Origin of the sequence: Bradyrhizobium sp. STM 3561 (assembly GCF_045571455.1) — a bacterium.
GTDB classification, from domain to species: domain Bacteria; phylum Pseudomonadota; class Alphaproteobacteria; order Rhizobiales; family Xanthobacteraceae; genus Bradyrhizobium; species Bradyrhizobium vignae.
Genome location: NZ_CP120695.1, coordinates 1,417,172 through 1,432,373, shown reverse-complemented (window position 1 = coordinate 1,432,373; position 15,202 = coordinate 1,417,172). Strand labels below are relative to the sequence as shown.

12 protein-coding genes and 3 pseudogenes are annotated in these 15,202 nt (G+C 62.6%); 7 read left to right on the top strand and 8 right to left on the bottom strand.

Annotated elements, in window-relative coordinates; translation table 11 throughout:
* Window positions 1-128 precede the first annotated feature (128 nt).
* The 4 genes from P6U28_RS06500 to P6U28_RS06485 form a co-directional block, all read right to left on the bottom strand.
* Window positions 129-1,508: an MFS transporter gene (locus P6U28_RS06500; protein ID WP_129145161.1), complete on the bottom strand. Its 1,380-nt coding sequence runs from the start codon at window positions 1,506-1,508 to the stop codon at window positions 129-131.
* Between the two features lie 340 nt (window positions 1,509-1,848).
* The gene (locus tag P6U28_RS06495; protein WP_209294535.1) at window positions 1,849-2,643 is read right to left on the bottom strand and encodes an ABC transporter ATP-binding protein; all 795 of its coding nucleotides are present in this window, start codon (window positions 2,641-2,643) and stop codon (window positions 1,849-1,851) included.
* A gap of 11 nt (window positions 2,644-2,654) precedes the next feature.
* Entirely contained in the window at window positions 2,655-3,551 is an 897-nt protein-coding gene (gene ntrB, locus P6U28_RS06490) for a nitrate ABC transporter permease (protein ID WP_209294536.1), read from the bottom strand.
* A gap of 59 nt (window positions 3,552-3,610) precedes the next feature.
* Window positions 3,611-4,927 (bottom strand): ABC transporter substrate-binding protein, encoded by a 1,317-nt coding sequence (locus P6U28_RS06485; protein WP_407121964.1) that lies wholly within the window; start codon window positions 4,925-4,927, stop codon window positions 3,611-3,613.
* 677 nt (window positions 4,928-5,604) lie between these two features.
* Here P6U28_RS06485 and P6U28_RS06480 point away from each other — a divergent pair.
* The 4 genes and pseudogenes from P6U28_RS06480 to P6U28_RS06465 form a co-directional block, all read left to right on the top strand.
* Window positions 5,605-5,856: pseudogene (locus tag P6U28_RS06480) on the top strand (formate/nitrite transporter family protein); the annotation flags it as partial.
* 188 nt (window positions 5,857-6,044) lie between these two features.
* Window positions 6,045-7,043, top strand: coding sequence for an IS110 family transposase (locus P6U28_RS06475; protein WP_122403573.1), 999 nt, complete (start codon window positions 6,045-6,047; stop codon window positions 7,041-7,043).
* A 105-nt stretch (window positions 7,044-7,148) separates the two neighbouring features.
* Window positions 7,149-7,736, top strand: a pseudogene (locus P6U28_RS06470) (formate/nitrite transporter family protein); the annotation flags it as partial.
* A gap of 60 nt (window positions 7,737-7,796) precedes the next feature.
* The gene (locus P6U28_RS06465; RefSeq protein ID WP_407123205.1) at window positions 7,797-9,530 is read left to right on the top strand and encodes a protein kinase domain-containing protein; all 1,734 of its coding nucleotides are present in this window, start codon (window positions 7,797-7,799) and stop codon (window positions 9,528-9,530) included.
* A 15-nt stretch (window positions 9,531-9,545) separates the two neighbouring features.
* On the opposite strand, the gene P6U28_RS06460 is transcribed toward P6U28_RS06465, so the two are convergent.
* Complete coding sequence (locus P6U28_RS06460) at window positions 9,546-10,463, bottom strand: intradiol ring-cleavage dioxygenase (protein WP_407121963.1); 918 nt, start codon at window positions 10,461-10,463, stop codon at window positions 9,546-9,548.
* Between the two features lie 165 nt (window positions 10,464-10,628).
* On the opposite strand from P6U28_RS06460, the gene P6U28_RS06455 reads away from it, so the two are divergent.
* Window positions 10,629-11,903, top strand: coding sequence for a serine hydrolase domain-containing protein (locus tag P6U28_RS06455; protein WP_407121962.1), 1,275 nt, complete (start codon window positions 10,629-10,631; stop codon window positions 11,901-11,903).
* Window positions 11,904-12,103: 200 nt separating this feature from the next.
* Here the strand turns inward: P6U28_RS06455 and P6U28_RS06450 are convergent, their stop codons facing one another.
* On the bottom strand, window positions 12,104-12,337 hold the full coding sequence (locus P6U28_RS06450) for a hypothetical protein (RefSeq protein ID WP_122404378.1): 234 nt from the start codon (window positions 12,335-12,337) through the stop codon (window positions 12,104-12,106).
* Window positions 12,338-12,474: 137 nt separating this feature from the next.
* Between P6U28_RS06450 and P6U28_RS06445 the strand changes: the two genes are divergently transcribed.
* Both P6U28_RS06445 and P6U28_RS06440 read left to right on the top strand, forming a co-directional pair.
* Entirely contained in the window at window positions 12,475-12,816 is a 342-nt protein-coding gene (locus tag P6U28_RS06445; protein ID WP_122404379.1) for a DUF1236 domain-containing protein, read from the top strand.
* A gap of 306 nt (window positions 12,817-13,122) precedes the next feature.
* A pseudogene (locus P6U28_RS06440) lies at window positions 13,123-13,554 on the top strand (sensor histidine kinase); the annotation flags it as partial.
* On the opposite strand, the gene P6U28_RS06435 reads toward P6U28_RS06440, so the two are convergent.
* Both P6U28_RS06435 and P6U28_RS06430 read right to left on the bottom strand, forming a co-directional pair.
* Complete coding sequence (locus tag P6U28_RS06435) at window positions 13,552-14,283, bottom strand: cytochrome c biogenesis CcdA family protein (protein WP_407121961.1); 732 nt, start codon at window positions 14,281-14,283, stop codon at window positions 13,552-13,554. The pseudogene P6U28_RS06440 and the gene P6U28_RS06435 overlap by 3 nt on opposite strands.
* A 206-nt stretch (window positions 14,284-14,489) precedes the next feature.
* Window positions 14,490-14,756, bottom strand: coding sequence for a hypothetical protein (locus tag P6U28_RS06430; RefSeq protein ID WP_122404381.1), 267 nt, complete (start codon window positions 14,754-14,756; stop codon window positions 14,490-14,492).
* Between the last annotated feature and the right edge of the window lie 446 nt (window positions 14,757-15,202).

Here is a 15,202-nt window from a genome sequence, read left to right as displayed (position 1 = left end):
GTTCATGGGTCAAACGTCACCAGAGTGACTCCTCCCCGCGTACGGGGAGAAGCGACATTCGTGCCAAGTGTCTATCTTCTGAGCATGATCTGGTCGGAAAACCGCTTCACACTTTTCCGGATCATGCTCTACACACGCGCTTCGGCGAGGCTTGGCGCGCCTTCCCCCTGCGGGCCGCGACGCAGGTAGAACCACCAAGTCAGAGCGAGGCAGGAGCCGTAGAAGGCGAGATAGATTGCGAGCGCGAGCTGCGGCCCGCCGGTCATGGCGATCGACTTGCCGAAACCGCTCGGGATCAGATAGCCGCCGACGGCACCAATCGCGCCGATGAAGCCGACCGCCGCGCCGCTCTCGATGCCCGCGGCCTTCAGGGCAGCCGCACGCGCGACATCGCCCTTACCGCGCACCTTGAACAGGTTCTCCTCGCGGAAGATCGAGGGGATCATGCGGTAGGTGGAGCCGTTGCCGATGCCCGTCGTCACAAACAGGATCAGGAACATCGACAGGAAGCCGATGAAATCCTTCTGCCCGACGAAGTAGAGCACGCCGATGGTGGCGCCCGCCATCACGATGAAATTCCAGAAGGTGATGATCGAGCCGCCGATCCTGTCGGCAAGCCAGCCGCCGAGCGGACGCGACAGCGAGCCGACCAGCGGGCCGAGGAAGGCGATCGCGATCGTCACCGTCGGAAACTGCGTCTTGATCAGCAGCGGAAATGCCGCGGAGTAGCCGATGAAGGACCCGAACGTACCGATGTAGAGATACGCCATGATCCAGGTGTGCTTGCGCTTGACGATGGCGAGCTGGTTCTTCACCGAAGACTTGGCCGTGGTGAGGTTGTTCATGAAAAACACCGCACCGAACACCGCGATCGCGATCGGCAGCACCCACATCAGGCCGGCATTCTGGAGGAAGATGCCGTCAACGGGAGTGGCTTGGAACAGATTGAAGACGGCGAGCGTCATCAGGATCGGGGTCAAGAGCTGCACGCTGGAAACGCCGATATTGCCGCCGGCGGCGTTGAGGCCCAGCGCCCATCCCTTCATCCGGTCGGGGAAGAAGAAGGAGATGTTGGTCATGCTGGAGGCGAAGTTGCCGCCACCAAGGCCGGCGGTCGACGCGATCAGCAACATCAGCCAGAACGGCGTGTCGGGCTGGCTGACGAAATAGGCGAGCGACAGCGTCGGGATGAACAGGATCGCCGCGCTGAAGATGGTCCAGTTGCGGCCGCCGAACGTCGTCACCGCGAAGGTGTAGGGAAAGCGCATCAAGGCGCCGATCAGGCCCGGCACCGCGACGAGCTGGAACAGCTGGTCCGTGGTGTAGTGGAAGCCCGCCAGCGGAAGTTTGGTGGTCACGATGCTCCAGATCAGCCAGACCGAGAAGCCGATATGCTCGGCCACAATCGACCAGATCAGGTTGCGTCGCGCGATGGTCTTGCCAGTCGCATTCCAGAACGCCTCATCTTCGGGGCGCCAGTCTGAAATCCAAGTAGGATTCTTCGTCATTGAGTATCCCTTCTAGGCTCACCGCTGCGTCGTTGCAGGCTTGGCCTCCGGGCCACGGAGGCACGCTCCGAGGCTTCACCTCGGTGGCGAGTTCACGATGCTGATTGATGATGTTGAGGGACGTCTTCGTTGGCGTCGCGCACAGACGGTTCAATTTCCGTGCCAATTGCGCGCACGCTGGAAATACAGGGATTTCAGGATGTTATTCGTATTGCCCGAAATTCTTGCAGGGCTTTTTCGCTCGCAAAATTTGCGATTCGCTCAATCCTTGTGCGGCGCACAAGGATTGAGCGAGCTGTCGATTATTTAGGCGCGGACGTTTTGCGCATTAAACCTTGGCTTACGCGGCCTCTACGAAGCGGTGACGCTCGTAGAGGAATTCGAGCACGCGCTGCCGGCACTTCAAATACGTGGTGTTGGTCGCGAGCTCGAGCCGCTTGCGGGGGCGCGCCAGCGGCACCTCCAACACCTCGCCGATGCGCGCGCTCGGCCCGTTCGTCATCATCACGATGCGGTCGGACAGGAGCACGGCCTCGTCGACGTCGTGGGTGATCATCAGAATGGTGTTGCCGAGCTTCTGATGCAGCGCCATCACCGAGTCCTGCAGATGGGCGCGGGTCAGCGCGTCGAGCGCGCCGAACGGCTCGTCCAGCAGCAGCACCTTCGGCTCCATGGCCAGCGCCCGCGCGATGCCGACGCGCTGCTTCATGCCGCCGGAGATTTCCGAAGGACGCTTGTCCCTGGCATGGGCCATCTGCACGAGGTTGAGATTGTGCATCACCCAGGCGTCGCGCTCGGCGCGCGACTTGGTCTTGGCGAAGACCTTGTCGACGCCGAGCTTGACGTTCTCGTAGACGGTCAGCCACGGCAGCAGGCTGTGGTTCTGAAACACCACGGCGCGATCAGGCCCCGGCGAGTTCACCTCGCGGTTTTCCAGCAGCACGCCGCCCGTGGTGGCGCCGGTCAGCCCTGCGATGATGTTGAGCAGGGTCGACTTGCCGCAGCCGGAATGGCCGATGATCGAGACGTATTCGCCCTTTTCGATCGTGAGATTGATGTCCTTCAGCACCTCCGTGGAGGCGACGCCGCGGGTGAAGACCTTGTCGATGTGGTCGAGCTTCAGATAGGCGGTCATGTACCTTCTCCTCAGTTCTGCGCGGTGCCGCGGGTGACGAACTTGCCGAGGCCCGCGATCAGGCGGTCCAGTACGAAGCCGACGATGCCGACATAGAACAGCGCCAGGATGATCTCGCTGATATGCGAGGAGTTCCACGCGTCCCAGATGAAGAAGCCGATGCCGACGCCGCCGATCAGCATTTCGGCTGCGACGATCGCAAGCCACGACAGGCCGATGCCGATGCGAAGGCCGGTGAAGATGTAGGGCGCCGCCGCCGGGATCATGATCTTTGCGAAGAACTCGAGCGGGTTGAGCTGCACCACCGCGGCGACGTTGCGGTAGTCCTGCGGAATGTTACGGATGCCGACCGCGGTGTTGATGATGATCGGCCAGATCGAGGTGATGAAGATGACGAAGATCGCCGAGGGCTGGCCGTCGCGGAATGCCGCGAGCGAGAGCGGCAGCCAGGCCAGCGGCGGAATGGTGCGGAGCACCTGGAACAACGGATCGAGCCCGCGCATCGCCCAGACCGACTGCCCGACCAGCACGCCGAGCGCGATGCCGGCGACGGCCGAGAGCGAGTAGCCGAAAGCGACGCGCTGAAGACTGGCGGACAGATGCCAGAACAAGCCTTTGTCGATGCCGCCATGATCGAAGAACGGATCGAAGATCAGCTCCCTGGTGTCCGCAAACACTTTTGACGGCGGCGGCAGTGCCGAGCCGGCTCTCCGGCAGACCAGCTCCCACACCAGGGTGAGCAGCGCGATCACGACCAGCGGCGGGATCACGCGCACGGCCGTCTCGCGTGCCATGCGTGCGTAAGCCTCAGTGCGCGGGCGACGCTTCGGCGTCAGCGCGACGACTGGCGCGACGGTTGCGGCAGGCGTCGCGGTCTCACCCTCGATCTTCGTGGCAGTCATGTTCATCGCTATCTCTCTCCGGCTTGGCAAAGACGCGGCCGCCCAATGGGCGGCCGCTGGTTCCATCAGACTTCGACGCGCTTGATCGCGAGCGACTTCAGATAGGCAGCCGGATTTTCGGGATCGAACACCTTGCCGTCGAAGAAGGTCTCCTTGCCGCGCGAGGTGGAGGTGGGAATGTCGGCAGCGCCGACGCCGAGAGTCTTGGCCGCATCGCGCCACATGTCCTCGCGGTTGACCTTGGCGATCAGCGCCTTGGTGTCGAAGTTCGCCTCGTACTTGCCCCAGCGGATGTCCTCGGTGAGGAACCAGAGATCGTGGCTCTGGAATGGATAGGAGGCATGATCGCGCCAGTACTTCATGATGTGCGGAGAGTTCTCGACCACCTTTCCGTTGCCGTAGTCGAACTTGCCGGCGGTACGGTCGTAGACGTCCTCGACCGGGCAGTTGATCCACTGCCGCTTGGCCATGATGGTGGCGAGCTCCTGCTTGTTCTCGGCCTTGTCAGCCCATTGCTGGGCCTCCAGTACCGCCATCAGGATCGCCTTGGTCGCCTTGGGATATTTGTCGACGAAGGCGGCGCGCATGCCGAACGATTTCTCCGGATGCTTGTTCCAGATCTCGCCGGTATTGACCGCGGTGTAGCCGATGTCCTGGTGGACGAGCTGGAGATTCCACGGCTCGCCGACGCAGAAGCAGTCCATGGTACCGACCTTCATGTTGGCCACCATCTGCGGCGGCGGCACCACAATGGTCTCGATGTCCTTGTCGGGGTCGATACCGCCGGCGGCGAGCCAATACCGGATCCAGAGGTCGTGCGTGCCGCCGGGGAAGGTCATCGCGGCCTTCACGGCCTTGCCGGAGGCCTTCTTCTTCTCCAGCGCCGCTTTGAACGGCGCAGCATCGGTGCCGAGCTTGAGATCGGCATATTCCTTGGCGACCGAGATGCATTGGGCGTCGAGATTGAGCCGCGCCAGGATGTACATCGGCGTCGGCTGGTTGTTCTGCGTCACCTTGCCGGCCGAGATCAGATACGGCATCGGTGTGAGGATATGCGCGCCGTCGATGCCGTTGCCCTCGGAGCCGAGCACGAGGTTGTCGCGCGTGGTGCCCCAGGAGGCCTGCTTCTGCACGTCGACATCAGGCATACCGTATTTGGCGAAGAGACCCTTGTCCTTGGCGACAAACAGCGGGCCGGCATCGGAGAGCGCAATGAAGCCGAGCTTGGCGCCCTTGACCTCAGGGCCCGCATCCTGCGCGAAGGCGCCGGCGGGGAAATTGAACTTGGCGGCGGCGAGAAGGGCGGCGGTCGAGCCGGCGGCTTTCAACAATTGACGGCGGCTGAGGCCAGTCTCGGAGGGCCGGCGAATGCGCTTGGTCATCGGTGGTGTCGTCCTTTGCGTCGTTGCGAATGATTGCGTCAGTGCGCACGAGCAGCCCGTCCGTCCGTGACGCCAGAAAAAGGCGCATGCGAACGCATGACGGGGGGGTCCCCCGTTCGGGTGGCGTCAGCAAAATCGGATGAGAAGTCTCGCGGGACGGCTTCAATGGCGTCGGCCTGGAACTATTCAAGCTTCGTGCCAAGCTCAGCGCTGCCAAAATATCAAGAAATTTAGTAACTTAGATGCACGGTGCCAGACTGTCGCAGGCTGGTCCCGCTTGCGAAATTTGCGCACTGCCCAATCCTTGTGCGACGCACAAAGCTTGTGCAGTCGCTTAAGCAGGAGGCTGCCGAGCGCCTCCGACCGAAGTCGGCGAGAGACGCATCACTTTGATATGACTTTATTTTTCCTGCGCGCCTCGGCGGCACGCAACTTGCTTCTTCATTGGCGTCAACGAAGACTGCGGCTTGCCGCATTGTTGCAGCCTCTGGCGGCTGCATCCCGGAAGCTCAACTGCTTCGCGGCCCTCCCGGCTCAGTCCTCGTGACGCGATTCCCAAGGCTTCCAGACATTCCATAATCCTCGTGCGCGGCAGGCCAGCCCGCACGGCCGATGACGTTCAGCCGCGCTCTCGCCAGGGGCGTGTCGATCTCACTTGCGAAGCAAAGGAACCATTGATGTCGTATCTCGCGCCTTCGGAATTCGTCACCAAGATGGTGGATGCAGGCGAGTCCAAGATCTTCATGTCCACCCGGGATACCGTGATCCGGGCCTATATGGCCGGCGCCATCCTCGCGCTCGCCGCCTGGTTCGCCGTGACCATCAACGTGAACACGGGCCAGCCGCTGGTCGGCGCGCTGCTGTTTCCGGTCGGCTTCGTCATGCTCTATCTGCTGGGCTTCGATCTCCTGACCGGCGTGTTCGTGCTCTTGTGTCCAGAAAATCTGCCAGAATGTGCGAACGGGCGGTTCTCGCAAAACCGCCCGTCGCTGGATCTGAGCCCGTTCGTGCTCAAAGGCCTTGAGCCTGTCGGGGAGCGAGGGACAGATCCGGTGGTCTTCCTCAACCCGAACAGTTGCATGGGCTTCGAGCCCGAACCGAGCAAGGAAGGGAGTAGATGATGGCACAAAACGACGTCCTTGTCGCTGGCATCGACGTGGCCAAGGACAAGGTGGATGTGTGCATTCGCTCATTGTCACAACGGCAGACGTTCGCGAGCAGCCCAGAAGGTCGGCGAGCGCTGATCCGCTGGCTTCGCAAGCACAAGGTCGGCAAAGCCGCCATGGAGGCTTCCGGTGGTTATGAGCGGGAGTGGGCCAAGGTGCTACGCCAGGATGGTATCGAAGGCTTGGTGGTGGATCCAAAGCGGGTGCGCAACTTCGCCAAATCGGCTGGACAGCTCGCCAAGAACGATCCGATCGATGCGGAGATGATTGCCTGGTTCGCCGAGACCTTCATTGAGGCAAGGGGGCAAGCCTACGATGCGGCACGCGAGAAGCTGGCGCAGATCGTGAGTGCGCGCCAGGCTCTGATTGACGTGCAGACGAGCTTGCGAAACAGGACGGAGCATTCCACTCCTGACGTCGTGCAGAAGATGCAAAATCGCCTGCTGAAGCGGCTCGCCGCCGAAATTGCCAAGCTGGAAGCAGCGATCGCAGCCCTGATCAAGACCACACCGCGTTTTGCCGAACTCGCCGAGATCATCGAGAGCGTACCAGGTCTTGCCGGGGGCACATCCGCCGGACTGATCGGGGCGATGCCGGAACTCGGCCAGATAGGCAACAAAGTGGCCGCGGCCCTGCTGGGTGCTGCGCCTTATGACGACGACAGCGGCAAACGTCGGGGCGTCCGTCATATCCAGGGCGGACGCCGCAAGGTCCGCAACGTCTTCTACATGGCGTCCATGGGAGCCGCGACCCGGCATAACCCCGTGCTCAAGGCCTTTTACGATCGCCTGATCGCCAAAGGCAAGGAGCCGAAGGTTGCGCTCATCGCCTGCATGCGCAAGCTGATCGTGATCCTGAACGTCATGATCGCACGCGGCGAGAAATGGGACGCCGGCCGGTACGAAGTGAGCAACTCCGCTCGGCTTCCGCCGAGCGCTTGCACGCCCTGAAGACCGGCGAGCGGACGGGGTCAAGGCCGGAAGCCGCCGGAGGCGGTGGCGCGCCAGCGCCAGCCTTGAGGCCGGCCGATCGCCGGGCTACTTCAACACAGTTGCTCTCCGCTCGCCTTGATCGACAAGCGCCCGGGCGTCACGCTCGGTGGCGTGCTGCGCAATTGGGGCCTCGTCTTCGTCGGCAATTTCGCCGGCGCCTTCACCGTGGCCTTCATGATGGCCTTCGTCACGACCTTCGGCTTCACACAGGCGCCCGACAAGATCGGCACCGCCATCGGCAATATCGGCGAAGGCCGAACGCTGGGCTATGCCGCGCATGGTGCGGCCGGCATGGCGACGCTGTTCATGCGCGGCATGCTCTGCAACTGGATGGTCTCCACCGGCGTCGTCGGCGCCATGATCTCGACCTCGGTCTCCGGCAAGGTCATCGCGATGTGGATGCCGATCCTGGTGTTCTTCTACATGGTGTTCGAGCATTCGGTGGTGAACATGTTCCTGTTCCCGTCGGGCCTGATGCTGCACGCCAAGTTCTCGATCATGGACTATCTGATCTGGAACGAGATCCCGACCGTGCTCGGCAATCTCGTCGGCGGACTCGCCTTCACCGGCATGACGCTCTACGCCACCCACGTCCTGACCCTGCCGAAGCGCCAGGCCGACAAGGCTGCGAAGCCCCGCGTTGCGGCCTGATCGAAGACATCTCGACAGGGCAGCCTCGCCCGATCAGGGTGAGGCTCCCCTTTGCCGGTGATGACGATGCCCCGCGGACTCCTGATTTCGGTCGGCCAACATTCCGACAAGGGTCGCAAGCCCCTCAATCAGGATTTTCATGGCGTCCTGATTCCGGAGGAGCCGCTGCTCAGCCTGAAGGGCATCGCAGCTGTCCTCGCCGACGGCATCTCCAGCAGCAGCGTGAGCCAGATCGCCAGCGAGTCGGCGGTCAAGAGCTTCCTGATGGACTATTACTGCACGTCGGAATCCTGGACGGTGAAGACCTCCGCCCGGCGTGTGCTGGAGGCGACCAATTCCTGGCTGCATGCGCAGACGCGCAAGAGCCAATATGCCTATGACCGCGACAAGGGCTATGTCTGCACGCTCAGCGCCATGGTCATCAAGGCGGCCACCGCGCACATCTTCCACGTCGGCGACTGCCGCATCTACCGCGTCGCCGGCAGGGCGCTCGAGCAGCTGACCGACGATCACCGCATCATCGTGTCGTCGGAGCAGACCTATCTCGGCCGTGCGCTCGGCATCAATCCGCAGCTCGAGATCGACTACCAGACCCTCGAGATCCAGGCCGGCGACACCTTCCTGCTGGCGACCGACGGCGCCTACGAATTCGTCGATCAGCGTTTCGTGACCGGCGTCATCGCCGAACTTGCCGGCGACCTCGATCGTGCTGCAAAAGCCATCGTCGAGGAAGCTTACCGGCGCGGCAGCGACGACAACATCACTGTCCAGATCCTACGGATCGATGCGGTGCCGGAGGAAACGGGGGTCTTCGATCGGACCTCGACGCTGCCCCTACCGCCTCTGTTGGAGCCCCGGGCTGTGTTCGATGGCTATCGGATCATCCGGGAGATCCACGGCAGCAGCCGCAGCCACATCTATCTCGCGGTCGATGCGGAGACCGAGGAAACGGTCGCGCTCAAGATTCCGTCGATCGACCTGCGCGACAACCAGGCCTATCTGAAACGTTTCCTCATGGAGGAATGGATCGCGCGGCGGATCGACAGTCCGTACGTGCTCAAACCGCGGTCGAAATCGACGCGGCGCAACTATCTCTACGTCGCGACCGAGTTCGTCGAGGGGCAGACGCTGCGGCAGTGGATGCTCGACAACCCGCGCCCCGATCTGGAGACGGTGCGCAGGATCGTCGAGCAGATCGCCACCGGGCTTCGCGCCTTCCATCGCATGGAGATGCTGCATCAGGATCTCAGGCCGGACAACGTCCTGATCGACAAGACCGGCACCGCGAAGATCATCGACTTCGGATCGGTCAGGGTCGCAGGGGTTGCCGAAGCGGCGCCGAGATCGGCCGACACGGAAATTCTCGGCACTGTTCAATATACGGCGCCGGAGTATTTCCTCGGCGAAGGCGGATCGCCCCGATCCGACATGTTCTCGCTGGCCGCCATCTGTTACCAGATGCTCACCGGACATCTGCCCTACGGCGCCCAGATCGCCAAGATCCGGGGACGATCGGACGCGTGGAAATTGAGATACCGCCCTGCGGTCGATGCCGAGCGGGGCATCCCGGGCTGGATCGATGGCGCACTCAGGAAGGCGCTGCATCCCGATCCCTACAAGCGCCACGAAGATCTCTCCGAGTTCGTCTTCGAGCTCCGAAATCCCAATCCGGCCTATCTCGCCACGCGGACCACGCCACTTCTGGAGCGCAATCCGCTGCTGTTCTGGAAGCTGACCACGGCGATCCTGGCTTGCGCCGTCATCGTGCTGCTCGCAGCGCTCCGACTGCGATAGCCGAACAAAACCGGATCACGCCGGCTCTGCCGCCTTCACGCCCAGTGGCTTCGGCGCCATGCCGCCACCCGGCTTGAGGTGGAATTCGTAGCTCATCAGGTGCCATCGCCCGCTCGTCTTGGTGCCGTCGGGCATCTCGGGATCGTTGCGCGGCTCGACCTTGGCGATGAGATCGTCCTTGACCCCGAACACCACGTCGGAATCCAGATATTTGTCGCCACCGATGAAGACGTGGGTGATCAGCGGCTCATAGCCCTTCGCATTGACCAGGAAGTGCACATGCGCCGGGCGCATCGGGTGGCGATTGGTCTGCACGATCATCTCGCCAACGGGACCGTCGGTCGGGATCGGGTAACTGCACGGCAGGATGGTGCGGAAGAAGAAGCGTCCATCATCATCGGTGATGAAGCGCGCCCGTGCCGAGGCGCCGACCTCGTCATAGTTCGGCTTCTGAGAATCATAGAAGCCGTCATCATCGGCATGCCAGACATCGACGGGAACGCCGGCAAGCGGATTGCCCTTGAGGTCGGTGACGCGGCTCTGCACGAACATCCGCTCGCCCCTCTGATTGTTCGGCGAAATGTCGGTGCCGTGCGCGGTCACCTTGTGCTCGCCGACATAGAACGGGCCAAGCACGGTGGTCTCTGTCGCGCCCTCGCGGTCGCGATGATTGACCGCGTCGACCAGCATGGAGACGCCGAGCACGTCGGACAGCAGGATGAATTCCTGGCGGGTATCGGTGCACTTCTGGCCGGTTCGGGTCAGGAAATCGATGGCATATTCCCATTCCGCGAAGGTGAGACCGGTCTTGCTCACGTAATCGTGCAGCGACTTGATCAGCTCCTGGAGCAGGAATTTCGCGCGTGGGTTCGGCGTGTCGTCGAAGCTCCGGATCACGGCTTCGGTGAGCTCGCTCTCGTTGAACTGGGTCATGATGCTGTGCTTCCCGTTTTTCTGCTTTCGGATTCTCGGTTTCCTTGGGGCGTTCAGCCAGAGGCTACACCAACAGGCCAGCTGGAGTTAAGCGCAACCGGCTTGGAAGAGGGGGGCGATTTCGGCTATCAGGCTTACGACAAGAACCGTCCGAGGAACGTTCCCATGCTAGCCCCTACTCCAGCCTCCCCCGAATCCGTCGGCATGTCCCAAGCTGCGCTCGACCGCATCGATGCGCACCTGAAGAACCGTTACATCGATGCCGGCCGTTTCCCCGGAACCCAGCTTTTGGTCTATCGTCGAGGCAAAGTGGTTCATAGTTCGGTGCAGGGCTTTGCCGATGTCGAGCGCAAGGTGCCGGTGAAGGACGACACCATCTACCGCATCTATTCCATGACCAAGCCGCTCACCAGCGTCGCCTTCATGATGCTGGTGGAGGAAGGCCTCGTCGCGATCGACGAGCCGGTCGCCAAATACATTCCGGAATGGAAGGATCTCGGCGTGTTCGTCGCCGGTACGTACCCGGCCTTCCTGACGCGGCCGCCGTCGCGGCCCATGCTGATCGTCGACCTGCTGCGCCACACGTCCGGGCTGACCTACGGCTTCCAGCAGCGCTCCAATGTCGATGCCGCTTATCGCGCTGAAAAGATGGGCGAGGTCGAGAAATCAGGCACGCTGCAGACCATGATCGAGGGCCTCGCAAAGATCCCGCTGGAGTTCTCGCCGGGCGAGGCCTGGAATTACTCGGTTGCGACCGACGTGATCGGCTACCTCGTCGGCAAGATCTCGGGCGTGCCGTTCGAGCAGTTCCTTAAATCACGCATCCTCGATCCGCTCGGCATGATCGACACCGACTTCCACGTGCCGGCCTCGAAGGTTCATCGCTTCGCAGCCTGCTACTCGGCGGACCCAGGCGGGGGCATGACCTTCCACGCGGGCCAGCGCCGCGAGGGCCTGACGCTCCAGGACGATCCGACCACGAGCTCGTTCCTGTCACCGCCCTCCTTCATCTCCGGCGGCGGCGGCCTGTGTTCGACGGTCGCCGACTATCTGACCTTCTGCCGCGCGCTGCTCAATGGCGGCGAGCTCGGCGGCGTCAGGCTGATCGGGCCGAAGACGCTGGCGCTCATGACGACCAACCATATTCCGGGCGGCGGGGCGCTGCCCGAGGTGTCGCGCTCGCTGTTCTCCGAAGCCACCTACAACGGCATCGGCTTCGGCCTCGGCTTCGCCGTGACCATGCGCCCGGCCGAGACGCTGATCGCCGGCAGCCCCGGCGAATACAATTGGGGCGGCGCGGCCACGACCTCGTTCTGGATCGACCCGGCCGAGGAGCTGATCACCATCTTCATGACGCAGGTGCTGCCGTCGAGCGCCTACCCGATCCGGCGCGAGCTGCGCAGCATGGTCTACGCCGCAATCACCGAGAGCAATCTGTAACCGATCGCGCGATCCCGCGGCCACCGGCTGCGGGATCGCGCTCATTTGAGCAAGGCGGAAAAGTTGCGGGCCTGTGCACTGCACGCACACGCCCGCTCGAAAACGGAGCTAGTGCATATGACCAATCAGATAGATGCCGCCGCCGATCACGATGATCGCGGGCACGGCCCAGAGAATAAATACCGGCATCACAGCTCTCCCTAATTGGACGTGCAGACCTTGACGGTCTTCATGCTGCTTTCAGCCTCGGTGCGTGTCTTGTAGACCGTGCCCGAAGGGCTGACGACGGTCATCGAGGCGTCTGTCGGCTTCTTATCGACGACAGTGCACTTCTTGGTCTTGACGTCCTGGACCACGTAGAACTCGTCGGCCGCGAACGCCGGCAAGGACAATGCAGCAACGATCAGCGCTGCACTCGCTATTCTCAGCGTCATTCTCTCCTCCTCAGATTCCCGGGCTTCGGCCCGGTCGATTCAGTAACGGGAAAAAATAGCAATTTGTTCCTACGCCGGGGGAACACCGCGCATGGCGAGGGTGTTGTTGCCGCGCTTATTCCTGTGAGGAGGACAAGATGAAAAAGCTGTTCCTGCTGTCCGCGACGGCGGTCCTGATTTCGACCGGCGCATTCGCGCAATCCACCGTGACGACCACCGGAACCGGTCACGCGGCGGTAGTTCAGATCGAGCCGCAATACCGAACCAAGATCAAATCCTACGTCACCGAGCACCGCATCCGTCCGGTGACGACGAAGGAAAAGATCGTTGTCGGCGCGACGGTGCCGAGCGACGTCGAGCTCGAGGCCGTTCCGGCGGATTGGGGCCCGTCGCTGACGAAGTATCGCTACGTCTATTCCGGGGATCGCGTGATGCTGGTGGATCCCGGCTCACGCACTGTCGTGCAGGAAATCGATTGATCAGGACGAAACGGACGGCCGTCGCGACGGCGGCCGTCCTCGCGGAGTTGAGCGCATGACATCGCATCGCGAGGCGCGGATCGCCGGACTTAGCCTGGCGGCCATCTATGCCGTGTGTCTGCTACTGACCGCGGCCGGCATGAGCTGAGGCGCAAGAGTCGCCGACAGCGCTGCGCAAATCCCGTCTCCGGACTGTTCGGGACTGTTCGCCGAGTCGCGAAAATCGTGGCGCAGCGTAGCTGGCGACCGTATGGTCTGCCAAAGCCATGATCCGGCGCCGCCGCGCTCGCACCGGGACGTCTGCGTTTGTCGAAGCTCACCCTGCCGGTCCGGCTCGCTCTCCTCGTCGCGGGAACGATGTTGCCGCTGATCGTCTTTGCCGTCGGCCTTGCCTATTCCAACTATCGCCAGGATCGCAGCGAGGCGACGCGCCGGGTGCTGGAGACGGTGCGCAGCATGCGCATCGCGCTCGATTCCGAAGTGCAGCGGATAACCGGCGGCTTGCAGGTGCTCGCCCTCAGCGAATCCCTGCAAGTCGGTGATTTCGACGGCTTCCGCCGGCTCGCAGTCGGGTTCATCAGCCAATACGGCGGAGACAGCGTTCTTCTGCTGGCCGACAGATCCGGCCGCCAGCTGTTTTCGACCGTCACGACGGAAACGGCGAATCTTCCACTGCGCAACAATCGGGAGATCGTCGAGCGGGTGTTTGCAAGCAAGGCGCCGCAATATTCCGACCTACCCGATCGTCTGCAGCGCCGGAAACGTCTCCAGCAGCCAGATGCTCACATTGGAGACAGCGCCGGTGAGAAAGCCGATGCCGGTGATCACCATCAAGACGCCCATGGCGCGCTCGACGTTGACGAGGTGCCCCTTCATGCGCGCGAACAGCGCGGAGAACTTTTCGATCATCAGCGCGGCGATCAGAAAGGGAATGCCGAGGCCCGCGGAGTAGACCGCGAGCAGGCCGGCGCCCTTCGTCACCGTGGCTTCCGCCGCGGCGATCGAGAGGATCGCGGCGAGGATCGGACCGATGCAAGGCGTCCAGCCGAAGGCGAAAGCAAGGCCCATGACATAGGCGCCCCAGAGGCCGACGGGCTTGGGGATCGGCAGCCGTCCCTCGCGCATCAAAAGGCCGATGCGCGTCAGGCCCAGGAAGTGCAGGCCCATGATGATGATGACGATGCCGGCGAGGACCGACAGCTCCGCCGACCAGGTACGGATCAGCCCGCCGATCAGCGAGGCGCTGGCGCCGAGCGCCACGAACACCGTGGAAAAGCCGAGCACGAACAGGAGCGCCGACATCATGATCGCGCGCTTGGAGGCAGCGGCCGACTGGTCGCTCTCGACATGCTCGATCGTGGCGCCCGTGAGGTAGATCAGATAGGGCGGAACCAGAGGCAGGACGCAAGGCGAGAGGAAGCTGACGAGGCCGGCAATCAGCGCCGCCGGGATCGAAACATTTTGCATGATGCAGTCGGAGCCATCTCAGGTGCCGGTACGGCGCGCAAGGGATGCGCCCGGCCCGGAGCCGAACCGGCTCTGGTGTAGCCTATGCCGGAGATTGCGCAACAGAGGCGCACAGAACCAAGGCTCCTCCCGATGCCCTCCGTGATCACAGATGCGGCATCGGGACGCGCACAAACCTCGCCAAAAAGCGAGATTCGGCGGCGCGGCTACTTCACCACGCGGAGCAGCGGACGCCGGGGCTGGTCCTGCGTCTGCTTGGAAGGGGGCGGCGGCTCACTCGCAGCGCTCCGCAGCATCTCGTCGCACAGTGCCTTGAGATCGGCACTGTCAATTCCTTTCAGTTTCATCCGCACGTCGAGGATGACAATGGACAGCATCTCGGCCGACTCACGGCTGTTGCACGCGTTGAGAGCCCTGCGGCACTCCTCAAGCGTTTCCAGCACCGACTGCAACTGTTCGTCTGAATGCGACACCGGCGTTCTTTCCGTTAATTCGGCCTGCGAGACGTATTTGTCACGCCCCCTTCGGCCCCCATGGAAGACCAAAGATAGCACGAGGCGACTGCGCCTCCGAACCTGATTTCTGTGTGCTTCTGCCCTGGAACTGCGGTACCGGCCGCCATCGCCATGCAGCGCCGTTGAAGGTCACCGGAGTAGTCCGGGAGCAAACGCCGAACGCGGTGTGATCGATCCATCGAGGGAGACGGCATCGGCTTACGCGCAAGAATTTCCGTTGCGGACAGCGCCGGCAATCCCGCAGCCACTCCAAGGCTCGCAACGGAACTCACGCCAAAACCCCTCAGTCAGGCCGACCGTCTGCCCAATTCTCAGCCCGTGGCAGCATCCAAATACCACCCGTACGGCAGTAAGGATGACGTTCAAAACTCGTCATTCCCCAACCCGTCGTGGTTGTGGTTTGC